Origin of the sequence: Priestia sp. GS2, from assembly GCF_036409025.1 — a bacterium.
GTDB classification, from domain to species: Bacteria; Bacillota; Bacilli; order Bacillales; family Bacillaceae_H; genus Priestia; species Priestia aryabhattai_A.
Genome location: NZ_JAZGJX010000001.1, coordinates 3,335,160 through 3,352,812, shown reverse-complemented (window position 1 = coordinate 3,352,812; position 17,653 = coordinate 3,335,160). Strand labels below are relative to the sequence as shown.

Annotated in this window: 11 protein-coding genes and 3 rRNA genes; all 14 read left to right on the top strand. The window is 40.8% G+C overall.

Going from position 1 to position 17,653, the window contains the following annotated elements; translation table 11 throughout:
• Positions 1-13: 13 nt before the first annotated feature.
• The gene (hslO, locus tag V2145_RS17075; protein ID WP_094913109.1) at positions 14-892 is read left to right on the top strand and encodes an Hsp33 family molecular chaperone HslO; all 879 of its coding nucleotides are present in this window, start codon (positions 14-16) and stop codon (positions 890-892) included.
• Positions 893-1,091: 199 nt separating this feature from the next.
• Positions 1,092-2,036 carry a cysteine synthase A gene (cysK, locus tag V2145_RS17070; RefSeq protein WP_094913108.1) on the top strand — a complete coding sequence of 315 codons (945 nt, stop codon included), beginning with the start codon at positions 1,092-1,094 and terminating at the stop codon, positions 2,034-2,036.
• Positions 2,037-2,183: 147 nt separating this feature from the next.
• Positions 2,184-3,590, top strand: coding sequence for an anthranilate synthase component I family protein (locus V2145_RS17065; protein ID WP_330988027.1), 1,407 nt, complete (start codon positions 2,184-2,186; stop codon positions 3,588-3,590).
• Between the two features lie 6 nt (positions 3,591-3,596).
• Entirely contained in the window at positions 3,597-4,178 is a 582-nt protein-coding gene (gene pabA, locus V2145_RS17060) for an aminodeoxychorismate/anthranilate synthase component II (RefSeq protein ID WP_094913106.1), read from the top strand.
• 3 nt (positions 4,179-4,181) lie between these two features.
• Positions 4,182-5,087, top strand: a complete 906-nt coding sequence (gene pabC, locus V2145_RS17055) for an aminodeoxychorismate lyase (RefSeq protein WP_330988026.1) — start codon at positions 4,182-4,184, stop codon at positions 5,085-5,087.
• Positions 5,053-5,907, top strand: coding sequence for a dihydropteroate synthase (folP, locus tag V2145_RS17050; protein WP_330988025.1), 855 nt, complete (start codon positions 5,053-5,055; stop codon positions 5,905-5,907). Before pabC ends, folP begins: the two co-directional genes overlap by 35 nt.
• On the top strand, positions 5,900-6,259 hold the full coding sequence (gene folB / locus V2145_RS17045) for a dihydroneopterin aldolase (RefSeq protein ID WP_131888605.1): 360 nt from the start codon (positions 5,900-5,902) through the stop codon (positions 6,257-6,259). Before folP ends, folB begins: the two co-directional genes overlap by 8 nt.
• On the top strand, positions 6,259-6,771 hold the full coding sequence (gene folK / locus V2145_RS17040) for a 2-amino-4-hydroxy-6-hydroxymethyldihydropteridine diphosphokinase (protein ID WP_330988024.1): 513 nt from the start codon (positions 6,259-6,261) through the stop codon (positions 6,769-6,771). The genes folB and folK overlap by 1 nt, the downstream gene beginning before the upstream one ends.
• Before the next feature lie 329 nt (positions 6,772-7,100).
• The gene (gene lysS / locus V2145_RS17035) at positions 7,101-8,585 is read left to right on the top strand and encodes a lysine--tRNA ligase (protein WP_210611403.1); all 1,485 of its coding nucleotides are present in this window, start codon (positions 7,101-7,103) and stop codon (positions 8,583-8,585) included.
• A gap of 155 nt (positions 8,586-8,740) precedes the next feature.
• Entirely contained in the window at positions 8,741-11,632 is a 2,892-nt protein-coding gene (pulA, locus tag V2145_RS17030) for a type I pullulanase (RefSeq protein WP_330988023.1), read from the top strand.
• A 319-nt stretch (positions 11,633-11,951) separates the two neighbouring features.
• A 16S ribosomal RNA gene (locus tag V2145_RS17025) occupies positions 11,952-13,504 on the top strand.
• 224 nt (positions 13,505-13,728) lie between these two features.
• Positions 13,729-16,663 (top strand): 23S ribosomal RNA (locus V2145_RS17020).
• Between the two features lie 180 nt (positions 16,664-16,843).
• Positions 16,844-16,959, top strand: a 5S ribosomal RNA gene (rrf, locus tag V2145_RS17015).
• The 16S, 23S and 5S rRNA genes sit together here, the layout of an rRNA operon.
• 201 nt (positions 16,960-17,160) lie before the next feature.
• Complete coding sequence (locus tag V2145_RS17010) at positions 17,161-17,622, top strand: CtsR family transcriptional regulator (RefSeq protein ID WP_094913098.1); 462 nt, start codon at positions 17,161-17,163, stop codon at positions 17,620-17,622.
• The last annotated feature ends 31 nt before the right edge of the window (positions 17,623-17,653 follow it).

The window sequence follows — 17,653 nt, the reverse complement described above, 5'->3', positions numbered from 1 at the left end:
AGTTAGTATTATTATGAGTGACTACTTAGTCAAAGCTTTAGCATATAATAATCAAGTTCGTGCCTACGCTGTGAAAACAACGGAAGCAGTAGGCGAAGCGCAGCGTCGCCATTATACGTGGCCAACAGCTTCAGCAGCATTAGGTCGTACGATGAGTGCTGGTGTAATGATGGGCGCAATGTTAAAGGGAGAACAAAAGTTAACTATAAAGGTTGAAGGTGGAGGACCAATTGGCGCAATCTTGGTAGATAGCAATGCCAAAGGGGAAGTTCGTGGTTATGTTACAAACCCACAAACGCACTTTGACCTAAACAAACATGGTAAGCTAGATGTTGCTCGTGCAGTAGGTACGGGAGGTACGCTTAGCGTAGTAAAAGACGTTGGTATGAGAGATCAATTTAATGGTCAAGTACCGATTGTATCAGGTGAATTAGGAGAAGATTTTACCTATTATTTTGTAACATCTGAACAAGTTCCTTCATCAGTGGGTGTTGGTGTTTTAGTAAACCCAGATAATTCAATTTTAGCTGCAGGTGGTTTTATTATTCAGCTGTTACCAGGAACAGATGAAGCAACAATCTCAGCAATTGAACAGCGTTTACAAACCATTGAACCAATCTCTAAACTTATCCAACGTGGATTAACACCAGAAGAGATTTTAGAAGAAGTTCTAGGAAAAGATAACCTGAAAATTCTTGAAACCATGCCTGTTCAATTCAAATGTCAATGTTCTAAAGAGCGCATTGGCAATGCAATTATCAGCTTAGGAAAAGATGAAATTCAATCAATGATTGATGAAGATGGCAAAGCTGAAGCACAGTGTCACTTCTGCAATGAAATGTATCACTTCCCTGCTGAAGAACTTAAAGAAATGAAAGAAGAAGCTATATAATCCTTTGAAAAAGACATCGCATACAGCCGGTGTCTTTTTCTTTTGAAGTTTGGTCTGAAAGTGATACAGTAAGGATATAATGGTCTAGAAAAATAGAAAAAAAAGTCATTGTCACAAAACAAAATGATTGACAATTTAGAAAATAACTGATAAATTTTATACAAATTCAATAAAATTACTCGGGATTAGGAGTGGAGATATGGCACGCGTAGCAAATTCAATTACGGAATTAATTGGTCAAACACCAATTGTTAAATTAAATCGTTTAGTTGAAGAAGATATGGCAGATGTATACTTAAAGTTAGAGTTTATGAACCCAGGAAGCAGCGTGAAAGATCGTATTGCGTTAGCAATGATTGAAGATGCGGAAGCTAAAGGTGTTTTAAAGCCTGGCGACACAATTATTGAACCTACAAGCGGTAACACAGGTATCGGTTTAGCGATGGTTGCAGCAGCAAAAGGATACCGTGCGATTTTAACAATGCCTGAAACAATGAGTATTGAACGTCGTAACCTACTTCGTGCATATGGAGCGGAGTTAGTCTTAACACCAGGACCTGAAGGAATGAAAGGAGCTGTTAATAAGGCTTCTGAATTAGCGAAAGAACATGGTTATTTTATTCCTCAACAGTTCCAAAATGAAGCAAACCCTGAAGTGCACCGTAAAACAACAGGTAAAGAAATCGTTGAACAATTTGGTGACCAACTTGATGCTTTTGTAGCTGGGATTGGAACAGGGGGAACGATTACAGGTGCTGGAGAAGTATTGAAAGAAGCTTACCCAGAGATCAAACTTTATGCTGTAGAACCAGCAGACTCACCAATTTTAAGTGGTGGTCAGCCAGGGCCTCATAAAATTCAAGGAATTGGTGCTAACTTTATACCAGGTGTGTTAAATACAGACCTATATGACCATATCATTCCTGTGAAAAATGAAGAAGCATTTGACTATGCTCGAAAAGTAGCTAAAACTGAAGGTGTATTAGTCGGAATTTCTTCAGGTGCAGCAATTTTTGCAGCATTAAAAGTAGCAAAAGAATTAGGAAAAGGTAAGAAAGTGTTAGCCATTATTCCAAGTAATGGTGAGCGCTATTTAAGCACACCATTATTCCAATTTGAGGAGCAAACACAAGGTCAGTCTTGATAAGCTACGATAAATCGTTTTTATTTAGCTACCCCTTTAAGCCACAGTAATTTTGTGGCTTAAAGGGGTAGTTTTTTTCATCTAGTGAATAACTTTCAAAAATCATGTAAAATAAAGATAGGTGATTCATTTTAGGAGAGTGAGCAAATGCAGCAACGAATGACATGGGGTGAATCGATTTCGATTCCGAAGGATAAATGGTTTAGTAAGTATCAAGAATTATCTGTAGATGAGCCGCATCACATATTGTTGGAGAGTGGGCGAGGCGGTAACTTTCATATTATGGGCCTTAACCCTATCGCTATTCTACGAGGAGAGTCTAACGAGCTTCATATTATAGAGCAAGAAAGACGAAGTGTTGAAAAGGGTAATCCACTGCACTTGATGCGTAAATGGATGAAGAAGTACCAAACATCTCAACGTAAAGAACTGCCTCCATTTCAAGGTGGGGCCATTGGTTATATCAGCTATGATTACGTGAGGTACGTAGAACATGTACCAACAATAGCAGATGATCCGTTAAAGATGCCTGATATTTATTTTTTAATTTTTGATGATGTCTTTGTATATGACCACCATAAAGAAGAGCTATGGATAATAGTGAACCACACAGATGAAGAACATGCTAAAGCTCGTTTAACTTCATATAAAAATCAATGGTTGGCTAAAACAAATTATACCCCTGCTTATGAAAAGGTGGAGAGCGTTAATACGCAAACAACTTTGTCAATGTCAGAGGAAGAGTTTGGTGTGGCTGTTGAAAAGATAAAAGAATACATTGGACAAGGTGATGTATTTCAAGTTAACTTATCTGTAAGACAGTCACAGCCTCTTAATACACATCCAATGCATATTTACGAACAGGTCCGAAAGATTAATCCTTCTCCATACATGTCGTATATGCAAACGGATGAGTTTCATTTAGTGAGCTGCTCACCAGAGTTGTTAGTTAAAAAGTCGGGAGTTGAGCTCAGCACGAGGCCAATCGCAGGAACAAGGTCTAGAGGAAAGACAAATGAAGAAGACAATGCACTGGCTAAAGAGTTAATTGAAAATGAAAAAGAGCGTGCTGAGCACGTGATGCTCGTTGATTTAGAGAGAAATGACTTAGGTAGAGTAAGTAAGTATGGGACTGTTTGTGTAGATGAATTTATGGTGATTGAAAAATACTCCCATGTTATGCACATCGTATCAAATGTCAAAGGTGAAATTGCTGAGAATAAAGATTTTGTAGATGTAGTAGACGCCGTATTTCCAGGAGGAACCATTACAGGTGCACCAAAGGTTCGTACAATGGAAATTATTGAAGAACTAGAGCCTGTTCGAAGAGGTATCTATACGGGATCAATTGGTTGGATAGGCTATAATGGTGAGATGGAAATTAACATCGCAATTCGCACAATGGTCGTCCAAGATAGTCAAGTACATGTACAAGCGGGAGCTGGTGTTGTTATTGACTCGAACCCTAAATATGAGTACAAAGAGTCTTTAAAAAAGGCTATGGCTTTGTGGAAAGCAAAAGAGCAGAGTGAAAAAGAGCTGAGTGGAGGATGAGAACAGATGATTTTAATGATTGATAACTACGATTCATTTACATTTAATTTAGTACAGTATTTAGGTGAGCTAGGTCATGAGTTAGTGGTCAAGCGTAATGATGAAATTACAATTGAGGAGATTGAAAATCTTAACCCTGACTTTTTAATGATTTCTCCAGGACCATGTAGTCCCAACGAAGCGGGTATTAGCTTGGAAGCAATTAAATATTTTGCTGGTAAAATTCCGATTTTTGGGGTTTGTCTTGGACATCAGTCCATTGGTCAAGCGTTTGGTGGAAATGTTATTAGAGCTGATAAACTTATGCATGGTAAAACGTCCGAAATGCACCATGATGGAAAAACAATCTTTGAAGGGTTGGATAATCCTTTTACAGCTACTCGCTATCACTCTTTAATTGTAGAGACCGAATCGCTACCTGACTGCTTTGAGGTGTCAGCATGGACAGATGAAAATGAGATTATGGCTATTCGTCATAAAACTATGCCAATTGAGGGTGTCCAATTTCACCCTGAATCCATTATGACTTCATATGGTCGAGAAATGCTGGGGAATTTTATTAATACGTATCAAAAAAAGGGCGTGTAACCTTTGTACATTTATGTAAATGGAGAGATCTTAGAAAGAAGCAAAGCAACTATTTCTCCTTTTGACCATGGTTATATGTATGGCCTAGGTTTATTTGAAACGATGAGAATCTATAATGGTCATCCATTTTTATTAGATGATCATCTGAGTCGATTACAAAGCGGCTTATCGCTTTTAAATATTGAATGGACATATTCAAAGGAAGATGTACTTACAATTCTTAACGAGTTGCTGCAAAAGAATAATCTTCAAAATGCGTATGTTCGTCTAAACGTATCTGCAGGTGTAGGTGAAATTGGACTACAGGTAGAAGCATACACTCACCCATCGTTCATTGTTTATGTAAAGCCTATGCCTGATAAGAAAATCCCTCTTGTAAAAGAGGGGGTTATTCTTGAAACAAAAAGAAATACACCTGAAAGTAATGAACGTCTGAAATCCCATCATTATTTAAATAATATCTTAGCCAAAAGGGAAGTTGGAAACGATATGAATAAGGAAGGGATTTTCTTAACAAAGGAAGGGTTCTTAGCTGAAGGTATTGTTTCAAACCTTTTCTTTGTGAAAGGTAAAACCGTCTTTACTCCTGCTATTGAAACGGGAATATTAAATGGTATTACTCGCCAATTTATATGTAAGCTTTTGAGCGCCAAAGGGATTTTTGTTAAAGAAGGATTCTTTACATTATCAGAGCTTTTGGAGAGCGAAGAAATCTTTATGACAAATTCAATTCAAGAAATTTTTGCTATCCATAAAGTTGGGGAAAAAGAGTTTAAAACCGGTGAACAAACGCTAACCTATACATTACAGCGACAATATGAGAAGTATACTTCTTATTTATGGAGTAAAGAAGATGTACGAAAGGAAGTCTTAGATGACAAAAACGGTAGTAAATGGTCAATTTATTGATTGTGGTTCCCATAAGTTAGATTATTCTACAAAGACGTTAATCATGGGAATTTTAAACGTAACCCCAGACTCGTTTTCAGATGGTGGTTCATTTAATCATATCGATAAAGCAGTTGAGCATGCTAAACAAATGGTCATAGATGGTGCAGACCTTATTGATATTGGTGGTGAATCAACACGTCCAGGAAGCGACAAAGTAAGTATGGAAGAAGAATTAAAGCGTACGATTCCTGTTATTAAAGAGTTATCTCGGAACCTAGACGTTCCTATCTCTATTGATACGTATAAGTCTCAGGTAGCAAAGCAAGCGATTGAAGCAGGTGCACATATTATCAATGACGTATGGGGAGCTAAGGCAGATCCACAAATGGCAGAAGTAGCTGCTCATTATAATGTACCTATTATCCTCATGCATAATAGAGACAATAAAAATTACCAAAACCTCATTCCAGATATGATTGGGGATTTGTATGAAAGCATAAAAATCGTTAAAAATGCTGGTGTAAAAGATGAGAACATTATCTTAGACCCAGGGGTTGGATTTGCTAAGACGGTAGAGCAAAATATTGAAGTTATTCAAAATATGGATAAGTTTACAGCACTAGGTTACCCTGTTTTGTTGGCTACATCTCGAAAGTCAACAATTGGACATGTTCTTAATCTACCTCCAAAAGAACGTGTGGAAGGAACTGCTGCCACTATTGGAATGGGTATTTCCAAAGGTATTCATATGACAAGAGTACATGATGTGAAAGAGATCGCTCGCTTCACAAAGATGATGGATGCTCTAGTTGGTAAAGGGGTAATCGAGCATGGATAAAATTCATGTAAACAATATGCGCTTTTATGGTTATCACGGCGTTTTTTCTGAAGAAAATAAGTTAGGTCAACGTTTTAATGTAGACTTAACTGTAGAATTAGATTTGAAAAAAGCTGGTCAAGAGGATGATTTAGAGGCAACTGTAAGCTACGCAGAGCTTTACGAAGTATGTAAAAATATTGTAGAGAAAGAAACGTTTAAGCTAGTTGAAACGATTGCTGAGACTATTGCGACAACAGTTTTATCCTCTTACCACCTGATTCAAAGTTGTACCGTAAAAGTATATAAGCCCGACCCTCCGATTCAAGGTCATTATGATTCGGTTGCCGTCGAAATTACAAGGAGCCGCTAATGAACAATAGAGCTTTTATAGCCCTAGGGTCTAATATTAAAAGCCGCAGTAACTATTTAAAGCAAGCTGTCCAATCACTAAACAGTCATGAAGGTATTTTATTAGAAAATCTTTCTTCAGTATACGAGACAGATCCGGTTGGCTACACTAACCAAAGTGCTTTCTTAAATATGGTAGCCGAAATTAAAACAGAACTTCCTCCCTTAGGGTTACTAGATGTTTTGCAGGAGATTGAGCTACAGCAAAATCGAAAAAGAGAGGTTGTATGGGGGCCACGAACGTTAGACTTGGATGTTCTTCTCTACAATGAAGAGGTTATACATAGTTCTAGGCTTATCGTTCCTCATCCTCGAATGACAGAAAGAGCATTTGTAATGGTCCCTCTATCAGAAATTGCTAGTGACTTTATTATTCCTGCTGAAGATATACCTACATTATACTTAGCGGAACGATTAGCTGCAGAACAAGGGATTAAATTAATTGGTGACTTACATGACGTGACGATTCCATAAGAACGTTTTTTGTTTTTAAGAGCGAGGAGGTTTACTTGCTTTTCTTAGTTCGTTACAATAAGAAATTGATAACCAAACATTATTTAGAATTCGTTAAGGCCGAAAGTGCGTAAGGGAAAGAAGTAATATAACTACGCGTTAAGGCAGTTGTGTTACTATATTAAGTTGTTTTAGCTTGAGACAAGAAAACACTGTAAGTCTAAAGCGATTTGACATAGAGAAACGACTGAATTTATAATAATTTTAAAGAAACGTAGGAATTGCCAGTGGAAAAGCTGGCCTTTTTTCTGTTTTAGAAAATTTATTAATACGATGGAGATGAGCACATAATGAATCATGAAGAATTAAATGATCAACTTCTCGTTCGTCGTGAAAAAATGAACAACCTTCGAGAACAAGGTATGGATCCATTTGGGAAACGCTTCGAACGTACACATACATCACAAGAGATCGTTAACGCATACGAAGAACTAACGAAAGAAGCTTTAGAGGAAAATGAAGTTTCAGTTTTATTAGCAGGACGTATTATGACAAAGCGCGGAAAAGGAAAAGCAGGCTTTGCTCATGTTCAAGATTTAACAGGTCAAATTCAGCTTTATGTTCGTAAAGATGCAGTAGGGGACGAACAATACGAAATCTTTAAAACAGTTGATATTGGTGATCATGTCGGCGTACAAGGTGTATTGTTTAAAACAAAAGTGGGTGAATTATCAATCAAGGTAAAAGAATTCACTTTATTATCAAAAGCTTTACGTCCTTTACCAGATAAATATCACGGTTTAAAAGATATTGAACAACGCTATCGTCAGCGTTACTTAGATTTAATTACAAATCCAGAAAGTAAACAAACATTTATCTTAAGAAGCCGTATTATCCAATCAATGCGTCGCTACTTAGATAATAATGGCTACTTAGAAGTTGAGACACCAATGATGCATTCGATTGCTGGTGGTGCATCAGCTCGTCCATTCGTTACTCATCACAATGCTCTAGATATGGAACTTTATATGCGTATCGCTATTGAGCTACACCTAAAACGATTAATTGTTGGTGGCTTAGAAAAAGTGTACGAAATTGGCCGTGTCTTCCGTAACGAAGGTGTATCAACTCGCCATAACCCAGAATTTACAATGATTGAACTGTATGAAGCGTATGCTGATTACAAGGATATTATGGCATTAACTGAAAACCTAATTGCACATATTGCGAACGAAGTATTAGGAACGACTAAAATCCAATATGGGGAGCATGAAGTAGACTTAACTCCAGAATGGACAAGACTTCATATGGTAGATGCCATCAAGCAATATACAGGCGTTGATTTTTGGAAAGAAACATCTGTTGAAGAAGCACGTGCTCTTGCAAAAGAACATAATGTTGAAATTACAGAGCACATGTTATATGGGCACATTGTAAATGAATTCTTTGAACAAAAAGTAGAAGAACAATTAATTCAACCAACATTCATTTACGGACACCCTGTAGAAATTTCACCATTAGCGAAAAAGAATGAGGATGATCCTCGATTTACAGATCGCTTTGAGTTGTTTATTGTAGCAAGAGAACATGCCAATGCATTTACTGAGTTAAACGATCCAATTGATCAGCGTGAACGTTTTGAAGCGCAGTTAAAAGAAAAAGAACAAGGTAACGATGAAGCACATGAGATGGATGATGACTTCATTGAAGCGTTAGAATATGGCATGCCGCCAACTGGTGGTTTAGGAATCGGTATTGACCGTTTAGTTATGCTGTTAACAAACGCTCCGTCTATTCGTGATGTACTATTATTCCCACAAATGCGCCATCGTTAACAGAAAGAGACAACCAATTGGTTGTCTCTTTTATTTGTCATTAAATAGGTCTTTTGGATTCATTTTTCGAAAATTCAATTTTTTGTATTGTGCAAACGTTTTCAGTGTTTATATAATAGATTTGTTATTGACTATAAACAAAGGGGATGGGTGTTATGAAAATTAATCGATGGTTTGCTATTCTAATTGTCTTTGCGATGGTTGCATCAGTTTTTTCGAGCTTTCCTGTGCAAACGATTGCAAATACAACGAAAGTAGTTATTCATTATCAAGAAGCACCGAATAACGCAAAAAATTGGAACCTGTGGGTTTGGCCTGAAGGTGGAGAAGGGAAAGTTTACGACTTTACAGGAGAAGATGCGTTTGGAAAAGTTGCTGAGATTGAAATTCCTACAAATACTAAAAGGGTAGGGTTCATTGTTCGCACAGATACTTGGGAGAAAGATGGGGAAGACCGCTGGGTTGATATCCAAAATGGTGAAGGTGAAGTATGGATAAAAAGTGGAGATAATACGGTGTATAACGAACCACCCGATGGAGAATATCGTGATTTACCATCTTATGAAAACGTTAAAGTTACCATTCATTATGCACGTTATGATCAAAACTATGAAGGATGGGACTTATGGGTTTGGCCAGATGGAAAGGATGGTCAAGCTGTTCAATTTAAAGGAGAAGATAAATTTGGAAAAGTCGCTACGGTCGAATTAAATGATCCAAAGGGTATTCAAAAGGTAGGGTTTGTTGCTCGACAAAGCATAGATGGAAATGAGTGGGGTAATAAAGAGTTAGATAATCGCTATATCACGAAATTTAAAGAAGATGGATCAGCTGAAATTTGGATTGCTCAAGGAATCGAGCGTGTATTTTATGATCCAAGCCAAATAGATTTAAATCCAAAGATTATTGGAGCGAGCATTGACAAAATGAATGAAATCACGCTTCAAACAAATGTTCCATTCCCTATAACAGAGGCAGATAACTCTGGTATTACAGTAGAAGGAGCAGAAATTAAAGAAGTGATACCATTTAATAAGGGTGAAAAAACAACGAACAAAGTCCGCATTGTGACAAAAAATAATTTAGATTTAACAAAGGTATATAAAATCTCAAAGTCCTTGTTTGGAAGTGCGACAGTTGAAATTGGGGCAGCAGTGCGCTCAAAAGAATTCGATGATATGTTTTATTACGATGGAAATGACCTAGGAAATACGTATAAAAAAGAAAAAACATCTTTCCGCTTATGGGCTCCTACTGCTACTGAAGCGAAACTAGTTACATATCAAAAGTGGGACTCAACTAACGGAACTGAAATTCCAATGAAAAAAGCAGAGAGAGGTACATGGACTGCACAGTTAGAAGGGAATCAAGATAAATTAATCTACACGTATAAAGTTAAAATTGGAGATAAATGGAATGAAGCTGTTGACCCTTATGCACGTGCTGTAACTGTAAATGGAGATAAAGGTGTAGTAGTAGATTTAAAAACTACAAATCCAGAGAAGTGGCCAGCGAAAAAACCTTTTCTAAAAAATCGTGAAGATGCGATTATCTATGAGCTTCACGTACGAGATTTATCAATTGATGAAAATAGTGGAATTAAAAACAAAGGTAAGTTTTTAGGTGTTACTGAGGAAGGAACAAGAGGTCCTGGTGGAGTGAAAACAGGGTTAGATCATATTAAAGACTTAGGTGTAACGCACGTGCAGTTTATTCCTATTTATGATTACCGTACAGTCGATGAAACCCAGTTAGACGTGGCTCAGTATAACTGGGGCTATGATCCAAAGAACTATAATGCGCCTGAAGGCTCTTATTCAACAAACCCATATGAACCTAAAGTGAGAATTAAAGAAATGAAGCAGATGGTACAATCACTGCACAAAAATAATTTACGTGTAATTATGGATGTTGTTTATAACCATATGTATGCTGTAAATGAGTCAAACTTTAATGAGTTAGTACCAGGTTACTACTTCCGATATAATGAAGATGGAACGTTAGCTAATGGAACAGGAGTTGGAAATGATACAGCCTCAGAGCGTAAAATGATGAGGAAGTTTATTGTAGACTCGGTAACATATTGGGCAACAGAATATAATTTAGATGGTTTTCGTTTTGATTTAATGGGAATTCATGATGTAGAAACCATGAAAGAGGTTCGAGAAGCTTTAAATAAAGTTGATCCAAGCATTATTGTTTTAGGAGAAGGTTGGGACTTAAACACGCCTTTATCTGCTGATCAAAAAGCAAACCAGAAGAATGCAAAGAAAATGCCAGGTGTAGCGCATTTTAATGATGTTATTCGCGATGGTTTAAAGGGTAGCGTATTTTATGATGAAGATAATGGTTTTGTAAATGGCAGACAAGGTATGGAAGACACAATGAAAAAGAGTATAGCAGGTGGACTTCAATATGATTCATCAACAGCTACTTATCAAGATCCGGAACAAGTAGTAACGTATGTAGAAGCTCATGATAATCATACGTTATGGGATAAGTTACTATTAACAAACCCTACTGCTACTGAATCTGAGCGTAAGCAAATGCATAAACTTGCTTCATCTATGGTATTAACTTCACAAGGCATGTCTTTCATACACGCTGGTCAAGAGTTTATGAGAACTAAAGGTGGAGATCATAATAGCTATAAATCACCAGACTCTGTAAATCAACTAGATTGGAAGAGACGTTTAGCGTTTAATCAAGAAGTTGAGTATATGAAAGGCTTGATTGAAATTCGTAAAAAGTATCCAGCATTTCGTTCAACAACTGCCTCTGAGATTAGTCAGAATCTATCATTTTTAAATGCACCTAAAAATGTAGTAGCATATACGTTGAAGGATAAAAACAAAAAGCAACTAACTATCATACACAACGCTAATTCGAAAGAGATAAAGATCAACTTGTCTACCAAAGGTAATCTATCGCTGCTTGCTGATGGGAAAAAAGCGAGTACAAAGCCTATAAAGAAAGTAAAAAGTGACAATGTAACTGTACCAGCTTTTAGTACCTTTATTTTAGAAGGGAATGCGTCTGGGAAGTAAATTTTATTATTAATTAGAAAAAGATAGCTAAAAAGCTGTCTTTTTCCTTTTTATCCAATCGATATAACGAATAGAAGATATTAGAAAATTTAAACTTATTATTTTGGTATTGCTATATGATAATATGTCTGTTATATTTATAAATGTCCTTGAGAGACACAAACGAATCTCAAAGGAAATAAAAAAACTATTGACATCGAGTTGTAAACTTGATAAGATAGAAAAGTCGCTTAAGAGCGGCGGTTGAACTTTGAAAACTGAACAAAGCGACAAACGTCAACGTTAATTTTTTTAAACTTTTATGAGCAAGTCAAACATTTCTTCGGAGAGTTTGATCCTGGCTCAGGATGAACGCTGGCGGCGTGCCTAATACATGCAAGTCGAGCGAACTGATTAGAAGCTTGCTTCTATGACGTTAGCGGCGGACGGGTGAGTAACACGTGGGCAACCTGCCTGTAAGACTGGGATAACTCCGGGAAACCGGAGCTAATACCGGATAACATTTTCTCTTGCATAAGAGAAAATTGAAAGATGGTTTCGGCTATCACTTACAGATGGGCCCGCGGTGCATTAGCTAGTTGGTGAGGTAACGGCTCACCAAGGCAACGATGCATAGCCGACCTGAGAGGGTGATCGGCCACACTGGGACTGAGACACGGCCCAGACTCCTACGGGAGGCAGCAGTAGGGAATCTTCCGCAATGGACGAAAGTCTGACGGAGCAACGCCGCGTGAGTGATGAAGGCTTTCGGGTCGTAAAACTCTGTTGTTAGGGAAGAACAAGTACAAGAGTAACTGCTTGTACCTTGACGGTACCTAACCAGAAAGCCACGGCTAACTACGTGCCAGCAGCCGCGGTAATACGTAGGTGGCAAGCGTTATCCGGAATTATTGGGCGTAAAGCGCGCGCAGGCGGTTTCTTAAGTCTGATGTGAAAGCCCACGGCTCAACCGTGGAGGGTCATTGGAAACTGGGGAACTTGAGTGCAGAAGAGAAAAGCGGAATTCCACGTGTAGCGGTGAAATGCGTAGAGATGTGGAGGAACACCAGTGGCGAAGGCGGCTTTTTGGTCTGTAACTGACGCTGAGGCGCGAAAGCGTGGGGAGCAAACAGGATTAGATACCCTGGTAGTCCACGCCGTAAACGATGAGTGCTAAGTGTTAGAGGGTTTCCGCCCTTTAGTGCTGCAGCTAACGCATTAAGCACTCCGCCTGGGGAGTACGGTCGCAAGACTGAAACTCAAAGGAATTGACGGGGGCCCGCACAAGCGGTGGAGCATGTGGTTTAATTCGAAGCAACGCGAAGAACCTTACCAGGTCTTGACATCCTCTGACAACTCTAGAGATAGAGCGTTCCCCTTCGGGGGACAGAGTGACAGGTGGTGCATGGTTGTCGTCAGCTCGTGTCGTGAGATGTTGGGTTAAGTCCCGCAACGAGCGCAACCCTTGATCTTAGTTGCCAGCATTAAGTTGGGCACTCTAAGGTGACTGCCGGTGACAAACCGGAGGAAGGTGGGGATGACGTCAAATCATCATGCCCCTTATGACCTGGGCTACACACGTGCTACAATGGATGGTACAAAGGGCTGCAAGACCGCGAGGTCAAGCCAATCCCATAAAACCATTCTCAGTTCGGATTGTAGGCTGCAACTCGCCTACATGAAGCTGGAATCGCTAGTAATCGCGGATCAGCATGCCGCGGTGAATACGTTCCCGGGCCTTGTACACACCGCCCGTCACACCACGAGAGTTTGTAACACCCGAAGTCGGTGGGGTAACCTTTATGGAGCCAGCCGCCTAAGGTGGGACAGATGATTGGGGTGAAGTCGTAACAAGGTAGCCGTATCGGAAGGTGCGGCTGGATCACCTCCTTTCTAAGGATTTTTACAAGACGTACGTTTTGAAGCTTTGTTCAGTTTTGAGAGTTCAATCTCTCATTAATAGAAAGTACATCACTTTCTTCTTATCTAATAAGAAGAATTTTGAGTGCGATTGTTCTTTGAAAACTAGATAACAGTAATAGCTGAGGAAAAGTGAAACTTTTCTTTAATCAAACCAATAAATAACGCAACGCAAGTTGCACCATTTATTCGCTAATGGTTAAGTTAGAAAGGGCGCACGGTGAATGCCTTGGCACTAGGAGCCGATGAAGGACGGGACTAACACCGATATGCTTCGGGGAGCTGTAAGTAAGCTTTGATCCGGAGATTTCCGAATGGGGAAACCCACTGTTCGTAATGGAGCAGTATCTTTATCTGAATACATAGGATATTGAAGGCAGACCCGGGGAACTGAAACATCTAAGTACCCGGAGGAAGAGAAAGCAAATGCGATTTCCTGAGTAGCGGCGAGCGAAACGGAATTAGCCCAAACCAAGAGGCTTGCCTCTTGGGGTTGTAGGACACTCTATACGGAGTTACAAAGGAACGAGGTAAATGAAGAGGTCTGGAAAGGCCCGTCAAAGAAGGTAACAACCCTGTAGTTGAAACTTCGTTCCCTCTTGAGTGGATCCTGAGTACGGCGGAACACGTGAAATTCCGTCGGAAGCTGGGAGGACCATCTCCCAAGGCTAAATACTCCCTAGTGACCGATAGTGAACCAGTACCGTGAGGGAAAGGTGAAAAGCACCCCGGAAGGGGAGTGAAAGAGATCCTGAAACCGTGTGCCTACAAGTAGTCAGAGCCCGTTAATGGGTGATGGCGTGCCTTTTGTAGAATGAACCGGCGAGTTACGATCCCATGCAAGGTTAAGTTGAAGAGACGGAGCCGTAGCGAAAGCGAGTCTGAATAGGGCGTTTAGTATGTGGTTGTAGACCCGAAACCAGGTGATCTACCCATGTCCAGGGTGAAGTTCAGGTAACACTGAATGGAGGCCCGAACCCACGCACGTTGAAAAGTGCGGGGATGAGGTGTGGGTAGCGGAGAAATTCCAATCGAACCTGGAGATAGCTGGTTCTCTCCGAAATAGCTTTAGGGCTAGCCTCACGTAGTGAGAGTCTTGGAGGTAGAGCACTGATTGGACTAGGGGCCCCCAACGGGTTACCGAATTCAGTCAAACTCCGAATGCCAAAGACTTATCCGTGGGAGTCAGACTGCGAGTGATAAGATCCGTAGTCAAAAGGGAAACAGCCCAGACCACCAGCTAAGGTCCCCAAGTATACGTTAAGTGGAAAAGGATGTGGAGTTGCTTAGACAACCAGGATGTTGGCTTAGAAGCAGCCACCATTTAAAGAGTGCGTAATAGCTCACTGGTCGAGTGACTCTGCGCCGAAAATGTACCGGGGCTAAACGTATCACCGAAGCTGTGGATTGACATCTTTGATGTCAGTGGTAGGAGAGCGTTCTAAGTGCTGCGAAGCTAGACCGTAAGGACTGGTGGAGCGCTTAGAAGTGAGAATGCCGGTATGAGTAGCGAAAGACAAGTGAGAATCTTGTCCACCGAATGCCTAAGGTTTCCTGAGGAAGGCTCGTCCGCTCAGGGTTAGTCGGGACCTAAGCCGAGGCTGAAAAGCGTAGGCGATGGCCAACAGGTTGATATTCCTGTACCACCTCCCCGCCGTTTGAGTAATGGGGGGACGCAGGAGGATAGGGTAAGCGCGCTGCTGGATATGCGCGTTCAAGCAGTTAGGCTGATGAGTAGGCAAATCCGCTCATCATAAGGCTGAGCTGTGATGACGAGGGAAATATAGTACCGAAGTTCCTGATTCCACACTGCCAAGAAAAGCCTCTAGCGAGGCGGGAGGTGCCCGTACCGCAAACCGACACAGGTAGGCGAGGAGAGAATCCTAAGGTGATCGAGAGAACTCTCGTTAAGGAACTCGGCAAAATGACCCCGTAACTTCGGGAGAAGGGGTGCTCTGGTAGGGTGTATAGCCCGAGAGAGCCGCAGTGAATAGGCCCAGGCGACTGTTTAGCAAAAACACAGGTCTCTGCGAAGCCGCAAGGCGAAGTATAGGGGCTGACGCCTGCCCGGTGCTGGAAGGTTAAGAGGAGGGGTTATCCTTTGGGAGAAGCTCTGAATCGAAGCCCCAGTAAACGGCGGCCGTAACTATAACGGTCCTAAGGTAGCGAAATTCCTTGTCGGGTAAGTTCCGACCCGCACGAAAGGCGTAACGATCTGGGCACTGTCTCAACGAGAGACTCGGTGAAATTATAGTACCTGTGAAGATGCAGGTTACCCGCGACAGGACGGAAAGACCCCGTGGAGCTTTACTGTAGCCTGATATTGAATTTTGGTACAGCTTGTACAGGATAGGTAGGAGCCTGAGAAGCCGGAGCGCTAGCTTCGGTGGAGGCGTCGGTGGGATACTACCCTGGTTGTATTGAAATTCTAACCCGCAGCCCTGATCGGGCTGGGAGACAGTGTCAGGTGGGCAGTTTGACTGGGGCGGTCGCCTCCTAAAGAGTAACGGAGGCGCCCAAAGGTTCCCTCAGAATGGTTGGAAATCATTCGTAGAGTGTAAAGGCACAAGGGAGCTTGACTGCGAGACCTACAAGTCGAGCAGGGACGAAAGTCGGGCTTAGTGATCCGGTGGTTCCGCATGGAAGGGCCATCGCTCAACGGATAAAAGCTACCCCGGGGATAACAGGCTTATCTCCCCCAAGAGTCCACATCGACGGGGAGGTTTGGCACCTCGATGTCGGCTCATCGCATCCTGGGGCTGTAGTCGGTCCCAAGGGTTGGGCTGTTCGCCCATTAAAGCGGTACGCGAGCTGGGTTCAGAACGTCGTGAGACAGTTCGGTCCCTATCCGTCGTGGGCGTAGGAAATTTGAGAGGAGCTGTCCTTAGTACGAGAGGACCGGGATGGACACACCGCTGGTGTACCAGTTGTCTTGCCAAAGGCATCGCTGGGTAGCTATGTGTGGACGGGATAAGTGCTGAAAGCATCTAAGCATGAAGCCCCCCTCAAGATGAGATTTCCCATAGCGCAAGCTAGTAAGATCCCTGAAAGATGATCAGGTTGATAGGTCAGAGGTGGAAGCACGGCGACGTGTGTAGCTGACTGATACTAATCGATCGAGGACTTAACCAAATTAGAAAAGCGAAGGCGACTGTTCAATTGTGAAAGGCGTTGGAGCTTCTGATAGGGAAACCGCTTTTTGGTTTCAATAACAGAAGTGAAACGACCGAACAATTAGGAGCCGTAGCTAGACAGTAAACTTAGTACTCAGCAAAATGTTATCTAGTTTTGAGAGAATAATCTCAATTCATGTCTGGTGGCGATAGCAGAGAGGTCACACCCGTTCCCATGCCGAACACGGAAGTTAAGTTCTCTAGCGCCGATGGTAGTTGGGACTTTGTCCCTGTGAGAGTAGGACGTTGCCAGGCACATTTAAAAGGATTAGCTTATAGCTAATCCTTTTTTTATTTCTCATTAATTTCAATAAATTACGTTTTGAACCCTATTTTAGTGGAAACCATAAAAGTAAGACAAAACTTATCAAACTACATAGTTGAAATTTCTTTCATTTCCTTTTATATTTAACTTAATAAGGTCAAATATAGTCAAAGTCAGAAGGAGGGTGCAATGTGCCAAATATCTCTGACATCATTGAACAGTATTTAAAAGAAGTGCTTGAATTAAGTGACAGAGAAATTGTGGAGATTAAACGTAGCGAAATCGCCGATAAGTTTCAATGTGTTCCGTCTCAAATCAACTACGTTATTAATACTCGCTTTACAATTGAAAGAGGTTATGTGGTTGAGAGTAAAAGAGGTGGAGGCGGCTTTATTAGAATTGCTAAAGTCCGAACTCATAATGCTTCTCATTTATTTCAACAAGTCATTGATCTTATCGAATCACAAATTTCACAGTCCTATGCTGAAAGCGTCATTTTCAGGTTAGTTGGAGAAAAGGTCATTACAGAGCGAGAAGCTAAGATAATGCTTAGCGTAATTCATCGATCCGTTATTGATCTTGAGCTACCATATCGTGATGAACTTCGAGCCAAGTTACTAAAAGCTATGTTAAATTCATTGAGGTATCGCTAATTGAATTGATTTTATGTAGACAGGGAGAGAT